Raw genomic sequence first — 20,526 nt, forward strand, 5'->3', positions numbered from 1 at the left:
TTCCGTTTCGACTGCGCCGGAAGTGGGGCGAATTATAGGCTTCTAAAATTCGCCGTCAACACTTTATTTCAACTTTATTCAGCCTTGAGCGTAATACGCGCAAATGCCTTCTTGCCGGCCTGGCAAACATGGGTTGCACCCAGTACATATATAAAGGCGCGGTCAACCACCTCACCATCTATACGCACACCACCCGAACCGAGAAGGTCTCGCGCCATCGCCGAGTTCTTCACCAAACCAGCCTTATTAAGGACGGCAGCAATCGGCATATCCTCGGCAGCCGTCAATTCGATCTCTGGAAGGTCATCCGGCAGCTCGCCTTCCTTCATACGGTTACCAGCTGCACGATGAGCATTGGCCGCAGCCTCCTCACCATGGAAGCGCGCAACGATCTCCTCAGCCAGCTTGATCTTGATATCGCGCGGGTTGGCACCCGCCTCCACATCAGCGCGGAACGCATTGATCTCATCCATGGAGCGGAAGCTGAGCAACTCGAAGTAACGCCACATCAGCGCATCCGGAATGGAAACCAGCTTGCTGTACATCACACCCGGTGCCTCCTGGATACCGACATAGTTGCCCAAGGACTTGGACATCTTCTTCACGCCATCCAGACCTTCGAGCAGCGGCATGGTCAAAATGCACTGAGCTTCCTGACCATAACCACGCTGCAGTTCACGCCCCATCAGCAAGTTGAACTTCTGATCGGTACCACCGAGCTCGACGTCTGCGCGCAGAGCTACCGAGTCGTACCCCTGAACCAGCGGATAAAGGAACTCATGAATAGCGATTGGCTGATTGCTTGTGTAGCGCTTGTCGAAGTCATCACGCTCGAGCATGCGAGCCACTGTGTACTGCGAGGTCAGGCGAATGAAGTCAGCCGGCCCCATCTGATCCATCCAGGTGGAGTTGAATGCCACTTCGGTTTTTGCCGGATCCAGAATCTTGAAGACCTGAGTCTTGTAGGTCTCGGCATTCTCGAGGACCTGCTCACGAGTGAGCGGTGGACGCGTAGCACTCTTGCCGCTTGGATCACCAATAATCCCGGTGAAGTCACCAATCAGGAAGATCACCTGATGCCCCAGCTCCTGGAACTGGCGCAGCTTATTAATAAGCACGGTGTGACCCAAGTGCAGATCAGGAGCCGTTGGATCGAAGCCCGCCTTAATACGTAGCGGCTGGCCACGCTTGAGCTTTTCAATCAGCTCGGACTCGACCAACAGTTCTTCCGCACCACGTTTGATCAGCGCTAGCTGCTCTTCAACCGACTTCATAACAGACCCGCAAGGCTCAGATTCAAAGGGAACCAACCATACAAGATCGCGCGTCAAATACAAGGTTTGCCCGGCGCACGGACGCCAATCCGCAGGCAGAACACCTACGGACTTGCTTCAGAGATGATTTGGTTATATTTTATACAGTTATTTCATCTTCATCATGTCATTCATCTTTTCCAATTCATCTTTTTTCAAAGTCAAAGCCACTTATGACCACAGAATCGTCTAAAGCGCCGCCGCTTTACCCGAAAACCCACTTGCTTGCCGCAAGTGGCATCGCCGCCCTTCTCAGTCTGGCGCTCCTGGTATTCCCTTCCAGCGATGTTGAAGCCAAAAAGACGACCCTTAGTCTTGAACTGGAAAGTCCTGCTGAACAACTGACACAAGATCAAGACGCTGCTGACGTCGTTCAAGCCACAAATGAACCAGCAACATCTCCCTTCGCGCAGATCGACAACAGCGCCGAGGACACCCAGGAAACCGCTCAAGCCGAACCGGCGCCGGTCGTTGAAGAAAAGAAGCCGGCAAGCCACAGGGAAGTGATCGTCGCCAAGGGCGATACCCTCTCCACACTGTTCGAGAAAGTCGGGCTTCCAGCCACTTCAGTGCATGAAATACTGGCCAGCGACAAGCAGGCAAAGCAATTCAGCCAGCTCAAGCATGGGCAAAAACTTGAATTCGAACTGAGCCCTGACGGCCAGTTGACCAACTTGCACAGCAAGCTCAACGACATCGAAAGCATCAGCCTGACCAAGAACGACAAGGCCTACACGTTCAACCGCATTACCGCAAAACCGACCGTGCGCTCCGCTTACGTTCATGGCGTGATCAACAGCTCGCTGTCGCAATCCGCGGCCCGTGCCGGCCTGTCTCACAGCCTGACCATGGACATGGCCAGTGTGTTTGGCTACGACGTCGACTTCGCCCAGGATATTCGCCAGGGTGACGAGTTCGACGTGATCTACGAGCAAAAGGTGGTCAACGGCAAGGCCGTCGGCAATGGCCCGATCCTGTCGGCGCGTTTCACCAACCGCGGCAAGACCTACACCGCCGTGCGCTACACCAACAAACAAGGCAACAGCAGCTACTACACCGCTGACGGCAACAGCATGCGCAAGGCGTTCATCCGCACACCGGTGGACTTCGCCCGCATCAGTTCGAAATTTTCCATGGGCCGCAAACACCCGATCCTGAACAAGATCCGCGCCCACAAAGGCGTCGACTACGCAGCACCGCGTGGCACGCCGATCAAGGCTGCCGGTGATGGCAAGGTGTTGCTGGCCGGCCGTCGTGGCGGCTACGGCAACACCGTGATCCTCCAGCACGGCAACACCTACACCACGCTCTACGGCCACATGCAAGGCTTCGCCAAAGGCGTGAAGACTGGCGGCACAGTGAAACAGGGCCAGGTGATTGGCTATATCGGCACCACTGGCCTCTCCACCGGGCCGCACCTGCACTACGAGTTCCAGGTCAATGGTGTGCACGTCGATCCGCTGGGCCAGAAACTGCCAATGGCCGATCCGATTGCCAAGGCCGAACGCACACGCTTCCTCGCCCAAAGCCAGCCACTGATGGCGCGCATGGAACAGGAAAAAGCCACTCTGCTGGCTTCGAGCAAGCGCTAAGACATGGCGCTCTATATAGGTGTGATGTCCGGAACCAGCCTTGATGGCCTGGACATCGCACTGATCGAGCAAGCCCCGGCGATCAGACTGATCGCCTCCCACTACATCCCGATGCCCGATACCCTGCGCGCCGAGCTGCTCGGCTTGTGCGCCAGCGGCCCGGACGAAATCGCCCGCTCCGCCATCGCCCAGCAAAACTGGGTGAAACTGGCAGCCCAAGGGATTCACACCCTTCTGGTTCAACAGCAACTGAAGCCTGACGACATTCGTGCAATTGGCAGCCATGGCCAGACCATCCGCCATGAACCGGCACGCGGCTTCACCGTGCAGATCGGCAACCCGGCCCTGCTGACGGAGCTGACCGGTATCACCGTGGTCAGCGACTTCCGCAGCCGCGATGTCGCTGCCGGCGGACAAGGTGCACCGCTGGTTCCCGCCTTTCACGAAGCCTTGTTTGAAGAACGGCTCGGTAATCGCGCCGTGCTGAACGTTGGCGGCTTCAGCAATCTCAGCCTTATCGAGCCCGGCAAGCCTGTTGCCGGTTTCGACTGTGGCCCGGGCAACGTGCTACTGGACGCCTGGATTCATCAGCAACGCGGCGACCACTTTGACCGTGACGGCCAATGGGCCGCCAGCGGCAACGTAGAACCGGTCCTGCTGAATGCACTGCTCAGTGATCCGTTCTTTGTGACCAAAGGCCCGAAGAGTACCGGCCGGGAAGTGTTCAACCTGCCATGGCTGACACAGCATCTGGCACGACTGCCAGCCTTCGCCGCCGAAGATGTTCAGGCGACGCTGCTTGAACTGACCGCGCTGACCATCATCGAATCACTGCAAAGCGCCCAGGCGGACACGCAGGAATTGTTGGTCTGCGGCGGCGGTGCCCACAACACCGCATTGATGAGTCGCCTGGCCAACCTGCTGCCAAATGCAAGCGTCAGCAGCACCGCCACCTACGGTGTAGACCCCGACTGGGTCGAAGCCATGGCCTTCGCGTGGCTGGCTCATTGCTGCCTCGAAGGCATTGCAGCCAACCGTCCGAGCGTTACCGGTGCCCGCGGTTTGCGCGTACTCGGCGCCATCTACCCCGCATAAATCCTCCGCACAGCAAAACGCCGCAAGACCCTGAGGCCGTGCGGCGTTCTGTGAAACAGGTGCGCTGATCAGATCGAGAACGAAGAACCGCAGCCACAGGTGGTGGTCGCATTCGGGTTCTTGATGACGAAACGCGAACCTTCCAGACCTTCCTGATAGTCCACTTCGGCACCTGCCAGGTACTGGAAGCTCATTGGATCGACCACCAGACTCACACCTTCGCGCTCGACGATGGTGTCGTCATCGGCCACTTCTTCATCGAAGGTGAAACCGTACTGAAAACCTGAACAACCGCCGCCCGTAACGAATACGCGCAGCTTCAAGCGATCATTCCCCTCTTCATCGACCAGGCTCTTCACCTTGTGCGCGGCACCGTGGGTGAATTGCAAAGCCGTGGGGGTGAAGGATTCGACGCTCATGCTGACTATCTCCCGGCGTTACGCCGTCATATTGCGTGATGACGCGCATTATCCGCTTCTCCTAGAAAAGCGGTCAACTATTGTTATGGTATATCAACCAATCCAATCGCCAGCCCGAAATGCAAAAAGGCCCGTTAGACGGGCCTTTTTGCTGTGCGCGATAAGCCTTACGGCAACATGCCGGCGTGCGAAAGACCCAGACGCTCATCCAGCCCGAACAGGATATTCATGTTCTGCACTGCCTGGCCCGAAGCACCTTTGACCAGGTTATCGATCACCGACAACACCACCACAAGATCACCATCCTGCGGACGATGCACCGCGATACGGCAAACGTTGGCACCGCGTACGCTGCGAGTTTCAGGATGGCTACCGGCCGGCATCACATCGACGAACGGCTCATTGGCATAACGTTTTTCAAACAGCGCCTGCAGGTCCACCGAGCGATCAACGACGGTTGCGTACAGCGTGGAGTGAATGCCACGAATCATAGGCGTCAGATGCGGAACGAAGGTCAGGCCGACGTCCTTGCCTGCTGCACGACTCAGCCCCTGGCGAATCTCCGGCAGGTGACGGTGACCTTTGACGGCATAGGCCTTCATGCTTTCCGATGTCTCGGAGTACAGCGAGCCTACGGAAGCACCACGACCGGCACCACTGACGCCGGATTTGCAGTCAGCGATTAAATGCGCAGCATCGGCCAGGCCGGCTTCGAGCAATGGCAGGAAACCCAATTGCGTTGCGGTTGGATAGCAGCCTGGCACGGCAATCAGGCGTGCTTTCTTGATCTGCTCGCGATTGACTTCCGGCAGACCGTAGACCGCTTCGTCCAGCAGTTCCGGCGCGCCGTGCGGCTGGCCGTACCATTTGGCCCATTCATCCGCGTCTTGCAGACGGAAGTCGGCCGACAGGTCGATGACCTTGGTCCCGGCCGCCAGCAATTCGCCCGCCAAAGCATGGGCAACACCGTGTGGCGTGGCGAAAAACACCACATCGCAAGCGCCCAAGGTCTTGATGTCCGGAACGCTGAACGCCAGGCCGTCGTAGTGGCCTCGCAGGTTCGGGTACATGTCGGCCACGGCCAGGCCAGCCTCGGATCGGGAAGTGATGACAACCACTTCAGCTTGCGGATGTTGCGCCAACAGACGCAGCAGTTCGACACCGGTGTAACCCGTGCCGCCGACGATACCGACCTTGACCATAAACCTGCCCTCAACGAACCCACTGGAAAGCCGTCGATAATAGGGCGCGCAGGCGCCTGCGACAACCGGCAAGGTGACGTGCGGAGCGTCAAGCCTCTACTATTCTGGCTACCGTGAATTGGGGAATAACTAAAAATGCTTTATCTGTGGCTCAAAGCGCTTCACATCATCAGCGTCGTCTGCTGGTTTGCCGGCCTGTTCTACCTGCCGCGACTGTTCGTCTATCACGCCCAAAGCGAGGACACCGTCAGCAAGGAACGCTTCAGCATCATGGAGCGCAAGCTGTACCGCGGCATCATGGGCCCGGCAATGATCGCGACACTGATCTTCGGCGGCTGGTTGATCAGCCTCAACCCAGGCGCCTACTTCACTCAGGGTGGCTGGATGCACGCCAAGCTGACGCTGGTGGTGCTTCTGATCGGCTACCACCACATGTGCGGCGCGCAGGTAAAACGTTTTGCCCGTGGCGAAAACACCCGCAGCCATGTCTTTTATCGCTGGTTCAATGAGGTTCCGGTTCTGATATTGCTGGCAATCGTAATTCTGGTCGTCGTTCGGCCGTTCTAAATCCAACAGGCACAACTCACCGGGGTACTTCCAATGTCGCTGCCCGCTCTGCTTGAACAATGTTTGCGTCTGCCCGTGGTGGCAGCGCCGATGTTCCTGATTTCAAATCCGCAATTGGTACTCGCCTGCTGTCGCCAGGGCGTGGTCGGCAGCTTCCCGGCGCTGAATCAGCGCGAAAGCAGCGGCTTCAGGGCCTGGCTGGAAGAAATCGAAGCCGGGCTGGCGACACTGGAAAACCCCGCACCTTATGCCGTGAACCTGATCGTCCATAACAGCAATCCACGTTTACAGGCGGATTTGCAGATCTGCGTCGAACACAAAGTACCGATCGTGATCACCAGCCTCGGCGCCGTGAAAGAACTGGTCGATGCTGTCCACAGCTACGGCGGCCTGGTATTCCATGACGTGACGACCCGTCGCCACGCCGAGAAAGCCGCCGAAGCAGGTGTGGATGGTCTGATCGCCGTGGCCGCCGGCGCCGGTGGACACGCCGGGACCTGGAGCCCGTTCTCGCTGATTGCCGAAATCCGCCAGTTCTTCGACAAGACCCTGTTACTGGCCGGCTGCTTGAACCATGGCCACGAAATTCTTGCCGCGCAATTGCTCGGTGCGGATTTGGCCTACTTTGGCACGCGTTTTATCGGTACCACCGAAAGCCACGCGCCTGACGCCTACAAAGAAATGCTGCTGACATCCAAAGCAGCAGACATCATCCATACTCCAGCCGTGTCAGGTGTCCCCGCGAGTTTCATGCGCCAGAGCCTGGAGGCCGCCGGTTTCGACATGGCCGCCTTGCAAGGCAAGGGCGAGATCAACTTCGGCTCCAAGCTCAAACCCGTGAGCGATGAGGCCAAAGCCTGGAAAACTGTTTGGTCTGCCGGCCAGGGCGTGGGAGAAATCGAGGACTTGCCGAGTGTCGAGCAGTTGATTGCTCGTCTCGACGCGGAGTACCGCACGGCCCTGGAGCACGCCGCCCGGTTGACCAAACGCTGGCCACGCTGACAGCAAACCTTGGCCAGTCTTGCCCGGCTGGCCTTACACTCGCCGAACACAACATTCTTCTTTCAACCTCTCGCGACAAGGATGCTTCGCACATGGGCGAAAAACATTTCAAGATCGTATTCGAGGGCGCCTTGCTGCCCGGTGTCGACATCACCACGGCAAAGCTCAATCTCGCCGAGTTGTTCAAAAGCGATGTCTCGGCCATCGAGCGCCTGTTTACCGGACGTCCGGTAGCGCTCAAACGCAACCTGTCGCAAGCCGATGCCCAGACCTACCTCCATGCACTGAGCAAAACCGGTATCGACGCCCGCATCGAAGCCGAAACCCGGATCGAGTTGAACCTCACCGACGTTCATGACCATACCCCGGCCAGCAGCCAGGCGTCTTTTGCAGATCCGCAATCCCCTTACGCGCCGCCTCGCGCGCCGGTCGGCGAAGTCGCGGCGCAATTCGCCACGCTCAAGCCATTCAGTTTCGATGGCCGTATCGGCCGCTTGCGTTACCTCGCCTGGACGCTGGTGCTGTCAACTGTACTCCTGGCCGTTTGCGGGGTGTTTGCCTTGGTCGCTCTGGCTCTCATCGGCGCGGATTCGACCGCGGGCCTGATATTGGGCAGCTTGCTGGCCTTGATCCTGTTCGTCGGATTTATATTCGTCAGCATCCAGATCACTGTTCAACGCTTGCACGATGTCGGCTGGTCCGGCTGGCTGTGGCTGCTTAACCTGGTGCCGTTCGTTGGCAGCTTCTTTCCGTTCGTGATCATGGTTGTGCCGGGCAACGACACCGCCAACCGCTACGGCCCGCCGCCTCCGCCGAACAGTACCGCGGTCAAGGTATTGTCTTCGCTGTGGCTGATTGTTATCGCGCTGGTTCTGTTCGGCTCGCTGACCGGTGGTCTCACGGCGATACGGGAAGAATACAAAAGCGCCGCCCAGAGCAGCTACGAAAGCAGTTCGGTCACCACCGATGAAATCGACGTCGAGGTCGCACCGGTGCCAAATTCCGTCGACGATGCAGCCGAAGAGGTCCAGCCCCCTGTAGACTCTGCGAAAGAATGAACAGCGCTCCTGGCCCGTGACACCTGCGTCGCGGCGCGGAGCTGTTGCGATGGAGAACTGCATGACCCGTTACGCTCTGATCACTGGCGCCTCCAGCGGCATCGGCCTGGCAATGGCCGAAGCGTTGGCCCGGCGCGGCCGCAGCCTGATTCTGGTGGCCCGACAACGTGATCAGCTGGAAAGTATTGCAATTGAACTGACCCAAAGGTTCGGCGTGGAAGTATTGTTCCGCGCCTGTGACCTTGGCGAGCCACTGCGCCTGTCCGGATTCCTGCTGGAGCTGGAAGAAGGCGACCGGCAGATCGATCTGCTGGTCAACTGCGCCGGTATCGGTACATGCGGCCCGTTTCTGGCCCAGGACTGGATGACCGAGCAAGACCTGATCGAAGTGAACATCCTCGCCCTCACCCGCCTGTGCCACGCCATCGGCAACAGCATGGCCCTGCAAGGCGGTGGGCAGATTCTGAATGTGGCCTCGGTGGCGGCGTTTCAACCAGGACCATGGATGAGCACCTATTACGCCAGCAAGGCATATGTGCTGCACTTTTCCGAAGGGTTGCGCGTCGAGCTGAAAAAGTGTGCGATCCGGGTTTCGGTGCTCTGCCCCGGGCCGACCCGCACGGCGTTTTTCCGTACTGCGCAACTCAACAACGACAAACTGGCCAACAGCAAACTGCTGATGAGCCCCGAGGAAGTGGCGCTCTACACCGTGCGCGCACTGGAAAAGAATCAAGCGATCATCATTCCGGGACGGCGCAACCGCTGGTTCGCCTTCCTGCCAAGACTCGGCTCGCGCTGGTTGACTCGCACCATTGCCGGCATGGTCAACAAGGCCTACTGTCCGCGCTGATCCAACTCAAGGTAAAAGGCTGGGCGTCGGCATGAGCCATGAGTACACTCAGCCCAGCCCAAACAACGGAGAAAACAGCTGTGGATACTCTGTTCACCAAGATCATCAACCGGGAAATCCCGGCGAAGATCATTTACGAGGACGACCAGGTACTGGCCTTCCACGACATTGCCCCACAGGCACCGGTACATTTTCTGGTGGTACCGAAGAAACCGGTTCGCACCTTGAATGACCTGACCGAAGCTGACAAGGCATTGGCCGGGCACATTCTGTTCACCGCCCAGCGCCTGGCACTGGAACTGGGCTGCGAAAAAGGCTTCCGCGTCGTAATGAACTGCAATGAAGAAGGCGGGCAAACCGTCTACCACATTCATATGCACGTACTGGGTCAGCGCCAGATGCACTGGCCGCCGGGCTGATTGCAGCCACCCCTTGTGGGATCGCCGCACCGCCGCTCCCACAAGGGCATCACAACACTGTCACAGCCTCTGCAACACAATGACCCAGCGCAATCCTTCCCCGGCCGATTGGGTTAAACTGGCCGCCGAAATTCCCCCGGAGGTCAGCATGACTACCCAACGTCACTACTCGCCAATTGACCGACTTCTGCTGCAAGCCGATGCCGCGATGCGCACCCTGCTGCCCTTCAGCGGCCAGCCGTACCGTCCGTCGCCGGCCATCGTGCAGCCGGATGCGAAAATGAGCGACGAAGACACGCGCCACGTTGCCGGCCTGATGCGCATCAACCACACCGGCGAAGTCTGCGCCCAGGCGCTGTACCAAGGGCAGGCGCTGACTGCCAAACTGCCGCAAGTGCGTGCCGCGATGGAGCATGCCGCCGAAGAAGAAATCGATCACCTGGTCTGGTGCGAACAACGCATCCAGCAACTGGGTAGCCACACCAGCATCCTCAATCCGCTGTTTTATGGCATGTCGTTCGGGATTGGCGCAGTGGCCGGCCTGATCAGCGATAAAGTAAGCCTGGGGTTCGTTGCGGCAACGGAAGACCAGGTGTGCAAACACCTGAACGAACATCTGGAGCAATTGCCGGCCGAGGATGAAAAATCCCGGGCGATTCTTGAGCAGATGCGCATCGATGAAGAACAGCATGCTGAAAGTGCGCTGGATGCTGGCGGGTTCCGGTTTCCGGCACCGGTGAAGTTCGGGATGAGTCTGATGGCCAAGGTGATGACCAAGAGCACCTATCGGATCTGACCTCTCGATTGCCTGACAGGACTTCATCGCGAGCAAGCTCGCTCCCACATGGGGGTTCGTGATAGCAATAAAAAAGGCGACTGCCGTGAGGGAGTCGCCTTTTTTTGTGTTCGAGAGCCTTACGCCATATTGCGCGCGTAGAAGATTTCGAGCATTTCGTGTTTCACCCGCTCCGTCACCTGGGCACGTTGCTCAGAGGACAGGTTGCTGGTGGCGTCGCCGAACAGGTAGTTGTCCAGTTCGAAGTTCTTCAGCAGCATCTTGGTGTGGAACAGGTTTTCCTGGTACACGTTCACGTCGGTCATCTGGTACGCGTCGTAAGTGTCATCGGAAAGGTAGTTCTGGATCGAATTGATCTCATGGTCGATGAAGTGCTTTTTGCCTTCAACGTCACGGGTGAAGCCGCGCACACGGTAGTCCACGGTCACGATGTCCGAATCGAACTGGTGAATCAGGAAGTTGAGCGCTTTGAGCGGTGAAATGACCCCGCAAGTCGACACGTCGATGTCCACACGGAAGGTTGCAATACCGCTGACCGGATGGATTTCCGGGTAGGTGTGCACCGTGATGTGGCTCTTGTCGAGGTGGGCCAGAATGATTTCAGGCAGCGGGCCCGGGGACTCTTCGATCTGACTGTCGGTCGGGGTTACCGGCTCTTCGGAGATCAGGATCGTGACGCTGGCGCCCTGTGGCTCATAGTCCTGACTGGCAATGTTCAGGATGTTGGCACCAATGATATCGACAACTTCCGTGAGGATCTGCGTCAGGCGTTTCGCGTTGTACTCTTTATTGATGTACTCGACGTAAGCCTGCTGGTCTTGCGGGGTTTCCGCATAGCAGATGTCATAGATGTTGAAGCTCAAGGTCTTTGTCAGGTTATTGAACCCGTGGAGCTTGAGTTTGCTTTTCACCGTTAAAAACTCTCTATGTGTTTGCGGCCCGGCCGCGTGATCAAGCATGCCCGTCAGATGCGAACAACGCACCTGCGTAGGACGGTTAACACCTCTTCGCGATGGCGATTTTGGTTGTCTGTTCGGGTGCGAGGCCTGTCGGCTGACAAGCCACTACCCTGAAAAAAGTGGCGCATTATGCAGACGTCAGCTTGGGTTCGCCAGAGTCTGCACTGCTTTTATGATAGTTGAATGTCGACTCAACCGAGCTCGATGATCTCGTAGTCGTGGGTGATTGCCACGCCTGCCGCGCCGAGCATGATCGACGCCGAGCAATATTTCTCGGCAGACAGTTCGATGGCGCGCTTGACCTGGGCTTCTTTCAGCCCGCGGCCCTTGACCACGAAGTGCATGTGGATCCTGGTGAAAACCTTTGGATCTTCGGTCGCACGCTCGGCTTCAAGGAAAGCTTCACAGCTTTCGACCGCCTGGCGGGACTTCTTGAGGATGCTGACCACATCGAAATTGCTGCAACCGCCGACACCCAGCAGCAGCATTTCCATCGGCCGGACACCCAGGTTACGTCCGCCGGCATCGGGCGGACCGTCCATGACCACGACATGACCGCTACCGGATTCGCCGAGGAACATGGCTTCGCCAGCCCATTGGATGCGTGCCTTCATCGCCAAGACTCCACTGTATAAAAAAGGGTCGCCAGCTTAGCACAGGGCCCGTGATTGAAGCCCCCGGCGTCCTAGGACATATCCCACGGCCTTGTAGGTAAATGCTCGAATGTTGCAGGAAGTGTCTGTTAAGCTGACGCCAATTCGATGGCGCATAGCCAGCTTTCGCTATTCATAAAAAACCAGACACACCGCGCTGTCTTTTCGGGATACAACCATGGTTGCGATTGCCCCCAACCCCAAGATCAAGAACCTCGACAAGCTGTTGATGCATTGCCAGCGCCGCCGCTATCAGGCCAAGAGCAACATCATTTGTGCCGGAGACCGCTCGGAAACGCTGTTCTTCATCATCAAAGGCTCAGTCACCATCCTGATCGAAGATGACGATGGCCGGGAAATGATCATTTCCTACCTGAATACCGGGGACTTTTTCGGCGAGTTGGGCCTGTTTGAGCAGGCCGGCCTGGAACAGGAGCGCAGCGCCTGGGTGCGGGCCAAGGTTGAATGCGAAGTCGCGGAAATCAGCTACGCAAAATTCCGCGAGTTGTCCCTGCAGGATCCGGACATTCTTTACGTACTCAGCGGACAAATCGCACAGCGTCTGCGCAACACGACGCGCAAGGTCGGTGACCTGGCATTTTTTGACGTGACCGGCCGCGTTGCCCGCTGCCTGCTGGAGCTGTGCAAACAGCCAGACGCCATGACTCACCCCGATGGCATGCAAATCAAGGTGACCCGTCAGGAAATCGGGCGGATTGTCGGTTGCTCCCGGGAGATGGTCGGTCGCGTGCTCAAGGATCTGGAAGAACGCAACCTGGTGGACGTCAAAGGCAAGACCATGGTGGTCTTCGGTACGCGATAAGCTCGAAAACCTAGCCGCTGAACATCTGTGCCAGCATCCGCCGATAGAGTTCGTCGAGGCGCGCCAGTGCATAGGGTGCCGTGAACTTCTCATGCAACGCGATGTGGCTTTCGGCGCGTACTCGTTGTTCCAGGCCGCAAGCTTCGTTGAAGCGATTGACCGCGGCGACCATCGACTCTCGGTCGTTATCCATCAGCATCGCACCGTGCACCAGCCCCACCGGACGCTGCCCACCCTGACTCTGGCGCCAGCGCTGGGCGGTGCCGACCATCTTGCGACCATCAAGATTGACGTTGAAGCGTCCATCACAGAATGCACCGTCGATTTCGCCAAGGGACGACGAACCACCCAATTCATCCAGCAACTGGCAGATGGGGTCGCACAGGCGCCGGTAACCGGTTTCGATGCGGTTCAAATCACCTTCGCTGCGTGGTGGCGCGTAAACCAGGGCGATGTTGATCGTTGTGGCGGATTGTGGAACCGGCTCGCCGCCGGTATCGCGCAGCAGCACGGGCCACCCCGCCACCGCCGACACGGCACATGCAGCCTCGAATCCGGGCAAGCGATTCAAACGGCGCGGCATGACCAGCGCCTGATCGCTCGGCTGCCAGAACAGCAGACCGAACTCCGAGTCGCCGGCGCAGACCGAGGCCAGCAGATCCTGTTCGGCTTGCAGGCCGGCTTCGATGGTCAGGGAAACAGGTGAGGTCATAAGGTCTTCCATAGAACGGCCAGTCTGTGGGGCATCTTATGCCGCCATCGCGAGCAAGCTCGCTCCCACAATGGATCTCATGGGGTAGCAGGCTCCTTGTGGGAGCGGGCTTGCTCGCGAAGGGGTCGACTCGGTCTGCGAGTAGTCAGTCGAGGGTCGAGCCGCTGACGGGAACGCCGCGCTCAGGGAAGAACAGACGCTGCAACTCGGTACCCGGGCTCTCGGCGCGCATGAACGCTTCGCCAACCAGGAACGCGTAGACGTCGCTGATTTCCATCAGTTCGACATCGGCGCGGTTGAGAATGCCGCTCTCGGTGATGACCAGACGATCACGCGGAATACGCGGCAACAGATCGAGGGTGGTTTCCAGGCTGACATCGAAAGTGTGCAGGTTGCGGTTGTTCACGCCAACCAGCGGAGTGTCGAGGGTTTTCAGGGCCCGCTCCAGCTCATCGCCATCGTGGACTTCCACCAGCACGTCAAGGTTCACGCTTTTGGCCACGGCCGCCAGTTCGGCCATTTTCACGTCGTCCAGTGCGGAAACGATCAACAGCACGCAATCGGCACCCAGGGCCCGGGCTTCGACGATCTGATACGGATCGATCATGAAGTCCTTGCGGATCACCGGCAACTGGCACGCCGCACGGGCCTGCTGCAGATAGACATCGGCGCCCTGGAAGTAATCGATATCGGTAAGTACCGACAGGCAGGTCGCGCCGCCCTTCTCGTAGCTTCTGGCGATGTCGGCGGGAATGAAGTTCTCGCGGATCACGCCTTTGCTCGGCGAAGCTTTCTTGATTTCGGCAATGACGGCCGGTTGCTTCAACTTGGCCTGAGCCAGCAAGGCCTTGGCAAAACCACGGGGTGCATCGGCCGTCTTGGCCAGACTTTCCAGCTCGGCGAGGCTGACACGAGCGCTACGCTCGGCAACTTCCTCGACCTTGCGCGCCAGAATGTTTTCCAGAACCGTCGGTACACTCATCCTTCATTCTCCACTTTGAATACCGCGGTAAATGCACCCAGCTCCTCAAGCTTTTCTCGAGCGAGCCCGGTGTGCAGCGCATCGTGTGCCAATGCAACGCCTTCTTTCAGGCTGCTGGCATGATCGGCGGCGTACAGCGCCGCACCGGCATTGAGCATGATCATCTCGGCCGCTTTCTGACCGTTCTCGGTCTTGCGCTTGCCCAGGGCATCGCGAATCAGTTCCAGGGACGCCGCCGGGCTATCCACCGCCAGGCCATGCAGGCTCTGGCTCTTCATGCCCAGGTCTTCCGGCTCGACCCAATATTCGGTGATCTGGCCATCCTTCAGCTCAGCGACAAACGTCGGTGCTGCCAGGCTGAACTCATCCAGGCCGTCCTTCGAATGCACCACCAGCACATGCTTGCTGCCCAGACGCTGCAACACTTCGGCCAGCGGCCGGCACAAGGCCTGGGTGAACACGCCCACCACCTGATGCTTCACACCGGCCGGATTCGTAAGCGGGCCGAGCATGTTGAACAAAGTGCGCAAGCCCAGTTCACGACGCGGACTGGCGGCGTATTTCATCGCAGAGTGATGAGTCTGGGCAAACATGAAACCAATACCAACGTTGTCAATGCAGCGCGCCACCTGAACCGGGGTCAGGTTCAGGTAGATGCCGGCCGCCTCCAGCAGGTCGGCACTGCCGCTCTTGCCCGAGACTGCACGGTTGCCGTGTTTGGCTACCGTACAGCCGGCCGCCGAAACCACGAAAGCGGATGCGGTCGACACGTTGAAGATATTGGCGCCGTCGCCGCCAGTGCCGACCACATCGACTACACCGTCGAGGGTCTTGAGTTCGACCTTGTCCGCCAGCTCGCGCATCACCGACACCGCACCGACGATTTCGTCGATGCTTTCGCTCTTCATGCGCATGGCCATCATGAACGCACCAATCTGTGCGTCCGAGCATTGCCCGGTCATGATTTCGCGCATGACATCGCGCATTTCATCAGTGCTGAGGTCGAGGTGATCAACGATACGGCTCAGGGCTGTCTTGATATTCATGAAAAGTCCTTAGCGCGTGCCGCCGGTTTGTTTGAGGAAGTTGGCGAACAGTTCGTGGCCCTGCTCGGTGAGGATCGATTCCGGGTGAAACTGCACGCCCTCGATGTTCAGGGTCTTGTGACGCAGGCCCATGATTTCATCGACCGAACCGTCTTCGAGCTGGGTCCAGGCGGTCAGTTCGAGGCAATCGGGCAGGGTTTCGCGCTTGACGATCAATGAATGATAGCGCGTGACCGTCAGCGGACGATTCAGGCCTGCGAATACACCCTTGTCCTCGTGAAATACCGGGCTAGTCTTACCGTGCATCACTTGGCGGGCACGCACCACATCACCGCCAAAGGCCTGGCCGATGGATTGGTGTCCAAGGCAGACGCCAAGAATCGGTAGTTTGCCAGCGAAATGCTTGATCGCTTCGATCGAGATGCCGGCTTCGGTCGGGGTGCAAGGACCGGGGGACACAACGATACGCTCAGGGTTGAGGGCTTCGATTTCAGCGATGGTCAGTTCATCGTTGCGCACGACTTTGACCTGGGAGCCGAGCTCGCCCAGGTACTGCACAACGTTGTAGGTAAAGGAGTCGTAGTTATCGATCATCAGCAACATGGCGTTAAGAACCTCTTGAATTCACTGACTTTAAAGATGGCCTTCGAATGATTACCCGCAGAGCGCTGCGCTTTGTCAGGTGCTGGAGTAGCGCCAGCAAAGCGGCATTTCAAACAGGTAAAGAAGGCAAAGCGGTACAGGTCCGGCGTAGCCGGCAAAAGAATTCAGGCGCGCCAACGCCAGCGGGCGTGTGCCTTGATGACTTGATCCAGGAGTTTACTGATGATCAACACGGGGAAGGTCTCGTTCGTACGTCCCGGCACAGTAACTTAGCTGGGCAGAGCGTGCAATATCGCCGGGGCCACTGCCCGCGAAACTATCAAAGGCTTCGCGACAGATGGCAAAAGGCCGAAAGTTTTTGGTACTGTCGTTTCGTTCACTACAACAATAAATAAACGGACTTGCTCATGATCAAACAGTCGTTGTTTGTACCCCTCGCAGGATGCTTGCTCGCGATGGCATGCGCCCAGGCGAACGCCGCACCCAATCCTTATACAAATTTCGTGGTCTTCGGGGACAGCCTCAACGACGCCGGGACCTTTGCCGACACCGGCGGGCCTGCCGGGGCGACGAAACGCTTTACCAACCGGACGGGGCCGGTGTATCTGGATGGCAGCGGCGAAGTCCGCTCGCTCAACTCCACGCAGATACTGGGTGGGAAACTGGGGTTCTCGGCGGACCAGACCGCGTCATCCAATTCGGCCGTGCGCGCCAGCAACGGCCAGCCCGATGGTAACAACTGGGCCGTCGGCGGTTACCGCACCGACCAGATCCTGGAGTCGATCGCCACCACCTCCGACACCGGCGAGCGCGTCCGGGCGGGTTATCTGCCATCGAACAACTTCCGTGCCGACCCGAATGCGCTGTTCTACCTGTCTGGCGGTGGCAACGACTTCCTCCAGGGGCGTGTCACCAGCCTGCCCCAAGCCAGCGCCGCTGCCGATCGACTAGCCGACAGCGTACAAACGCTGCAATCGGCCGGTGCCCGATACGTCATGGTCTGGTTGCTGCCCGATATCGGTTTTACCCCAGCGTTCAACGGCACCCCGTTGCAAGCGTTCACGTCACAACTCAGCGACCAGTTCAATACTGAACTGGTAAGCCGACTGCAGAACATCAATGCAGAAATCATCCCGCTCAACATTCCGGTACTGCTCAAAGAGACGTTTGCCAACCCGGCGCAGTTTGGCCTGGCCACTGACCAGAACCTCATCGCCACCTGCTTCAGCGGCAGCGGTTGTACCGAGAATGCCCGCTACGGCATCAACAGCGCCACGCCGGACCCGACCAAGCTGATCTACAACGACTCCGTACACCCCACAGAAGCCGGGCAGCGCCTGATTGCCGACTACGCGTATTCCCTGTTGGCCGCGCCGTGGGAGCTGACCTTGCTGCCGGAAATGGCTCAAGGCACCGTGCGCGCGCATCAGGATGAATTGCACAATCAGTGGCTGGCCGATTGGGAAAACTGGCAAGGCGTCGGCCAATGGCGAGCCATTGTTGCCGGCGGCGGACAGCATCAGGACTTTGACGGTCAGGACAGCGCGGTCAGTGCCGACGGTAACGGTGCCAACCTGAACATCGGTGGCAGCTACCGTCTCGATGATGCTTGGCGTGTCGGTCTGGTGGCCGGCTTCTATAACCAGAAACTCGAAGCCGGCAGCAACGACTCCGACTACAAGCTCAACACTTACCTGGGCACGGCATTCGCCCAGTATCAGCAAAACCGTGTGTGGGCTGACGCGGCGTTGACGGCCGGGCATCTGGATTACGACAGCCTCAAGCGTAAGTTCCAGCTGGGCGTCAACGAGCGCGGCGAAAAAGGCGATACCAGTGGCTACGTCGAGGCCTTCAGCGCTCGCCTGGGCTACGACATTGCGCAACAAGCCAGCAGCCCTTGGCACCTGTCGCCGTTTGTCAGCGCCGACTTCGCCAAAGTGAAAGTCGACGGTTACTCTGAGGACGGCAACGATTCCACGGCGCTGACCTTCGCCGATCAGGAGCGGATTTCCCGGCGCCTGGGCGCTGGACTGCAGGGCAAATACCAGATCACCCCGCAAACCCAGGTGTTCGGCGAAGCGGCAATCGAGCGTGAGTACAACGACGATACCCAGGACGTGAGCATCAACCTCAACAGCCTGCCGAACAATCAGTTCACGCTGCAAGGCTACACCCCGCAAAGTCACCTGCAACGTGTGAACCTGGGTGTGAGCCACAACCTCACCCGGGATCTGGCATTGCGCGCCAGCTACAACATTCGCAAGGACGACGACTTCACCCAACAAGGCATCAACGTAGGTGTTGCGCTGGACTTTTGATGTACCGGCAATAAAAAACGCGGCGCCCTCACAGGCGCCGCGTTTTTTTTATGGTGGTGTAACCCTTGCGGGAGCGAGCTTGCTCGCGATTGCGGTGGGTCAGACAACATCAATGTGGCAGTAATGGCCCCATCGCGAGCAAGCTCGCTCCCACAGGTTTTTGCGTGAAATCAGGCGTCCGGGGTTTGCTCGGCCAGGGCAACGGCGCGGAACATCGCGCGGCGCTTGTTCAGGGTTTCTTCCCATTCCAGCGCTGGCACCGAGTCGGCGACGATACCGCCACCGGCCTGCACATGCAGTTCGCCGTTCTTGATCACCGCTGTGCGGATCGCAATGGCGGTGTCCATGTTGCCGTTCCAGGCGAAGTAGCCGACCGCGCCGCCGTAGACGCCACGCTTGACCGGCTCCAGTTCGTCGATGATCTCCATCGCGCGAATCTTCGGTGCACCGGACAAGGTGCCCGCCGGCAGAATCGCTCGCAGTGCATCCATCGCCGTCAGCCCGGCTTTCAGTTGCCCGGTAACGTTGGACACGATGTGCATCACGTTGGAATAACGCTCAATGACCATTTTCTCGGTGAGCTTCACCGAACCGATTTCCGATACACGACCGGTGTCGTTACGGCCCAGATCGATCAGCATCAAGTGCTCGGCAATTTCCTTGGCATCCGACAGCAGGTCTTTTTCCAGTGCCAGATCAGCCTCTTCGTTGGCCCCCCGCGGACGGGTACCGGCAATCGGGCGCACGGTGATCAGGTTGTCTTCGACCCGCACCAGCACTTCCGGCGAACTGCCGACGACATGGAAGTCACCGAAGTTGAAGAAGTACATGTAAGGCGTCGGGTTAAAGCAGCGTAGCGCGCGATACAGATCGATCGGCGCCGCCTTGAAATCGATCGACATGCGCTGGGACGGCACGACCTGCATGCAGTCACCGGCCAGGATGTATTCCTTGATGGTGTCGACGGCTTTTTCGTAATCGTCCTGGGTGAAGCTGGAGCGGAACACCGGGTCAGCAGACTGCTGCTTGCTGAAGTCCAGGCCACGGCGCGGCGTGATTGGCTGACGGAGTTTTTCCAGCAGTTCTTCCAGGCGTGCCTGGCCCTGCTCGAAGGCGTCGTCCCGGGACGGATCGGCCAGCACGATGGCGTGCATCTTGCCCGCGAGGTTGTCGAACACCACCACCGCATCGGAGACCATCAGCAGAATGTCCGGCACACCCAGCGGATCCGGGTTCGGGCATTTGCCCAGACGCTTCTCGACATAACGCACGCAGTCGTAACCGAAGTAACCCACCAGGCCGCCGTTGAAGCGCGGCAGGCCGGCGATGGTTGGCACGTTGTAGCGGGCCTTGAAGGTTTCGACGAAGGCCAGCGGGTCTTCCACGTCGTGGCTTTCGGTCTCGATGCCATCGACGGTCACGCTGACGTGATGGTCGTGAACCCGCAGCACGGTGCGGCACGGCAGGCCGATGATCGAGTAACGGCCCCACTTCTCGCCGCCCTGTACGGACTCCAGCAAGTAGGAATTGGGCTCGTCAGCCAGTTTCAGGTAGATCGACAGCGGCGTGTCGAAGTCGGCCAGGGTTTCGCAGGCAAGCGGAATGCGGTTGTAGCCGGCAGCGGCCAAACGCAGGAATTCTTCGCGGATCATGAGGTGCCTCGTGGCTTGAGGGTCGAACAGTCAGGTATGCAAACGCGCCGGAAACCGGCCAGGATCAAGTCAGGCGCGCCAACGCCAGCGGGCCAGGGCCTTGATGACTTTCATCCAGAGTTTGCGAGTGACCACCACGATGGCGTTTCCAGAAGGGGGTTTGACAGCGTCGGCCAACGTTATCTCAGCGGCCTGATCCAGGCAACCGGGAATTAGCTTGCGCAGGTCGTCTATCACCAGCGCGGGCGATTCTTCCGCGATTGGCCGACCGTGGTTATAGCCGTAGCTCAGGGCCACGCACTTGACCCCCGCTGCTTTCGCCGCCAGCACATCGCTGCGCGAATCGCCGACGAACAACGACTGCGAAGCCGGAATATTGGCCATTTTCATCACGAAAAACAGCGCGGCCGGGTCCGGTTTTTTCTGTGGCAGGGTGTCGCCGCCGATGATCCAGCGGAAATAGCG

At 58.7% G+C, this 20,526-nt stretch carries 21 protein-coding genes; 10 read left to right on the forward strand and 11 right to left on the reverse strand.

Features of this window, described 5'->3' with window-relative positions:
* Nucleotides 1–74: 74 nt before the first annotated feature.
* Nucleotides 75–1,274, reverse strand: coding sequence for a tyrosine--tRNA ligase (gene tyrS, locus PMI29_RS24120; protein ID WP_007994918.1), 1,200 nt, complete (start codon nt 1,272–1,274; stop codon nt 75–77).
* Between the two features lie 212 nt (nt 1,275–1,486).
* Here tyrS and PMI29_RS24115 point away from each other — a divergent pair, with 212 nt between their 5' ends.
* Together PMI29_RS24115 and PMI29_RS24110 are read left to right on the forward strand one after the other, a co-directional pair.
* Nucleotides 1,487–2,905, forward strand: a complete 1,419-nt coding sequence (locus PMI29_RS24115; protein ID WP_007994920.1) for a peptidoglycan DD-metalloendopeptidase family protein — start codon at nt 1,487–1,489, stop codon at nt 2,903–2,905.
* Nucleotides 2,906–2,908: 3 nt separating this feature from the next.
* Entirely contained in the window at nt 2,909–4,000 is a 1,092-nt protein-coding gene (locus PMI29_RS24110; protein ID WP_007994921.1) for an anhydro-N-acetylmuramic acid kinase, read from the forward strand.
* 68 nt (nt 4,001–4,068) lie between these two features.
* On the opposite strand, the gene erpA is transcribed toward PMI29_RS24110, so the two are convergent.
* Complete coding sequence (erpA, locus tag PMI29_RS24105; protein WP_007906865.1) at nt 4,069–4,419, reverse strand: iron-sulfur cluster insertion protein ErpA; 351 nt, start codon at nt 4,417–4,419, stop codon at nt 4,069–4,071.
* A 167-nt stretch (nt 4,420–4,586) separates the two neighbouring features.
* Nucleotides 4,587–5,621, reverse strand: a complete 1,035-nt coding sequence (gene argC, locus PMI29_RS24100; protein WP_007985997.1) for an N-acetyl-gamma-glutamyl-phosphate reductase — start codon at nt 5,619–5,621, stop codon at nt 4,587–4,589.
* Between the two features lie 135 nt (nt 5,622–5,756).
* Here argC and hemJ point away from each other — a divergent pair, with 135 nt between their 5' ends.
* The 6 genes from hemJ (at nt 5,757) to coq7 (ending at nt 10,313) form a co-directional block, all read left to right on the forward strand.
* Complete coding sequence (gene hemJ / locus PMI29_RS24095) at nt 5,757–6,188, forward strand: protoporphyrinogen oxidase HemJ (protein ID WP_007994924.1); 432 nt, start codon at nt 5,757–5,759, stop codon at nt 6,186–6,188.
* A gap of 33 nt (nt 6,189–6,221) precedes the next feature.
* Nucleotides 6,222–7,190, forward strand: a complete 969-nt coding sequence (locus tag PMI29_RS24090; RefSeq protein WP_007994927.1) for an NAD(P)H-dependent flavin oxidoreductase — start codon at nt 6,222–6,224, stop codon at nt 7,188–7,190.
* A gap of 92 nt (nt 7,191–7,282) precedes the next feature.
* Entirely contained in the window at nt 7,283–8,248 is a 966-nt protein-coding gene (locus tag PMI29_RS24085) for a DUF805 domain-containing protein (protein WP_007994929.1), read from the forward strand.
* A 61-nt stretch (nt 8,249–8,309) separates the two neighbouring features.
* A complete protein-coding gene (locus PMI29_RS24080; RefSeq protein ID WP_033052053.1) occupies nt 8,310–9,098 on the forward strand; it encodes an SDR family NAD(P)-dependent oxidoreductase in 789 nt (262 codons plus the stop codon).
* An 80-nt stretch (nt 9,099–9,178) separates the two neighbouring features.
* Entirely contained in the window at nt 9,179–9,517 is a 339-nt protein-coding gene (locus PMI29_RS24075; RefSeq protein ID WP_007994932.1) for a histidine triad nucleotide-binding protein, read from the forward strand.
* Nucleotides 9,518–9,665: 148 nt separating this feature from the next.
* Nucleotides 9,666–10,313, forward strand: a complete 648-nt coding sequence (gene coq7, locus PMI29_RS24070; protein ID WP_033052055.1) for a 2-polyprenyl-3-methyl-6-methoxy-1,4-benzoquinone monooxygenase — start codon at nt 9,666–9,668, stop codon at nt 10,311–10,313.
* Between the two features lie 119 nt (nt 10,314–10,432).
* Here the strand turns inward: coq7 and speD are convergent, their stop codons facing one another.
* Nucleotides 10,433–11,224 carry an adenosylmethionine decarboxylase gene (speD, locus tag PMI29_RS24065; protein ID WP_007986012.1) on the reverse strand — a complete coding sequence of 264 codons (792 nt, stop codon included), beginning with the start codon at nt 11,222–11,224 and terminating at the stop codon, nt 10,433–10,435.
* A gap of 239 nt (nt 11,225–11,463) precedes the next feature.
* A complete protein-coding gene (locus PMI29_RS24060; protein ID WP_007994936.1) occupies nt 11,464–11,886 on the reverse strand; it encodes an OsmC family protein in 423 nt (140 codons plus the stop codon).
* Between the two features lie 217 nt (nt 11,887–12,103).
* On the opposite strand from PMI29_RS24060, the gene crp reads away from it, so the two are divergent.
* Nucleotides 12,104–12,748, forward strand: coding sequence for a cAMP-activated global transcriptional regulator CRP (gene crp, locus PMI29_RS24055; protein ID WP_007986014.1), 645 nt, complete (start codon nt 12,104–12,106; stop codon nt 12,746–12,748).
* 10 nt (nt 12,749–12,758) lie between these two features.
* Here crp and PMI29_RS24050 read toward each other — a convergent pair whose 3' ends face one another.
* From PMI29_RS24050 to PMI29_RS24035, 4 genes are all read right to left on the reverse strand, one after another.
* Nucleotides 12,759–13,460 (reverse strand): lipoate--protein ligase family protein, encoded by a 702-nt coding sequence (locus tag PMI29_RS24050; protein ID WP_007994938.1) that lies wholly within the window; start codon nt 13,458–13,460, stop codon nt 12,759–12,761.
* A gap of 145 nt (nt 13,461–13,605) precedes the next feature.
* Nucleotides 13,606–14,442 (reverse strand): indole-3-glycerol phosphate synthase TrpC, encoded by an 837-nt coding sequence (gene trpC / locus PMI29_RS24045; protein ID WP_007994940.1) that lies wholly within the window; start codon nt 14,440–14,442, stop codon nt 13,606–13,608.
* Nucleotides 14,439–15,488: an anthranilate phosphoribosyltransferase gene (gene trpD / locus PMI29_RS24040; RefSeq protein ID WP_007994941.1), complete on the reverse strand. Its 1,050-nt coding sequence runs from the start codon at nt 15,486–15,488 to the stop codon at nt 14,439–14,441. The genes trpC and trpD overlap by 4 nt, the downstream gene beginning before the upstream one ends.
* Before the next feature lie 9 nt (nt 15,489–15,497).
* Nucleotides 15,498–16,091, reverse strand: a complete 594-nt coding sequence (locus PMI29_RS24035; RefSeq protein WP_007980194.1) for an aminodeoxychorismate/anthranilate synthase component II — start codon at nt 16,089–16,091, stop codon at nt 15,498–15,500.
* A gap of 407 nt (nt 16,092–16,498) precedes the next feature.
* Between PMI29_RS24035 and estP the strand changes: the two genes are divergently transcribed.
* Nucleotides 16,499–18,409: an esterase EstP gene (gene estP / locus PMI29_RS24030; RefSeq protein WP_007994942.1), complete on the forward strand. Its 1,911-nt coding sequence runs from the start codon at nt 16,499–16,501 to the stop codon at nt 18,407–18,409.
* Between the two features lie 170 nt (nt 18,410–18,579).
* On the opposite strand, the gene trpE is transcribed toward estP, so the two are convergent.
* Together trpE and PMI29_RS24020 are read right to left on the reverse strand one after the other, a co-directional pair.
* Nucleotides 18,580–20,061 carry an anthranilate synthase component I gene (trpE, locus tag PMI29_RS24025; protein WP_007994943.1) on the reverse strand — a complete coding sequence of 494 codons (1,482 nt, stop codon included), beginning with the start codon at nt 20,059–20,061 and terminating at the stop codon, nt 18,580–18,582.
* A 69-nt stretch (nt 20,062–20,130) separates the two neighbouring features.
* Nucleotides 20,131–20,526 (reverse strand): HAD hydrolase-like protein (locus PMI29_RS24020; RefSeq protein WP_007994944.1); only part of this gene is annotated, 396 nt, incomplete at its 5' end.

Origin of the sequence: Pseudomonas sp. GM49, from assembly GCF_000282355.1 — a bacterium.
Lineage (GTDB): Bacteria > Pseudomonadota > Gammaproteobacteria > Pseudomonadales > Pseudomonadaceae > Aquipseudomonas.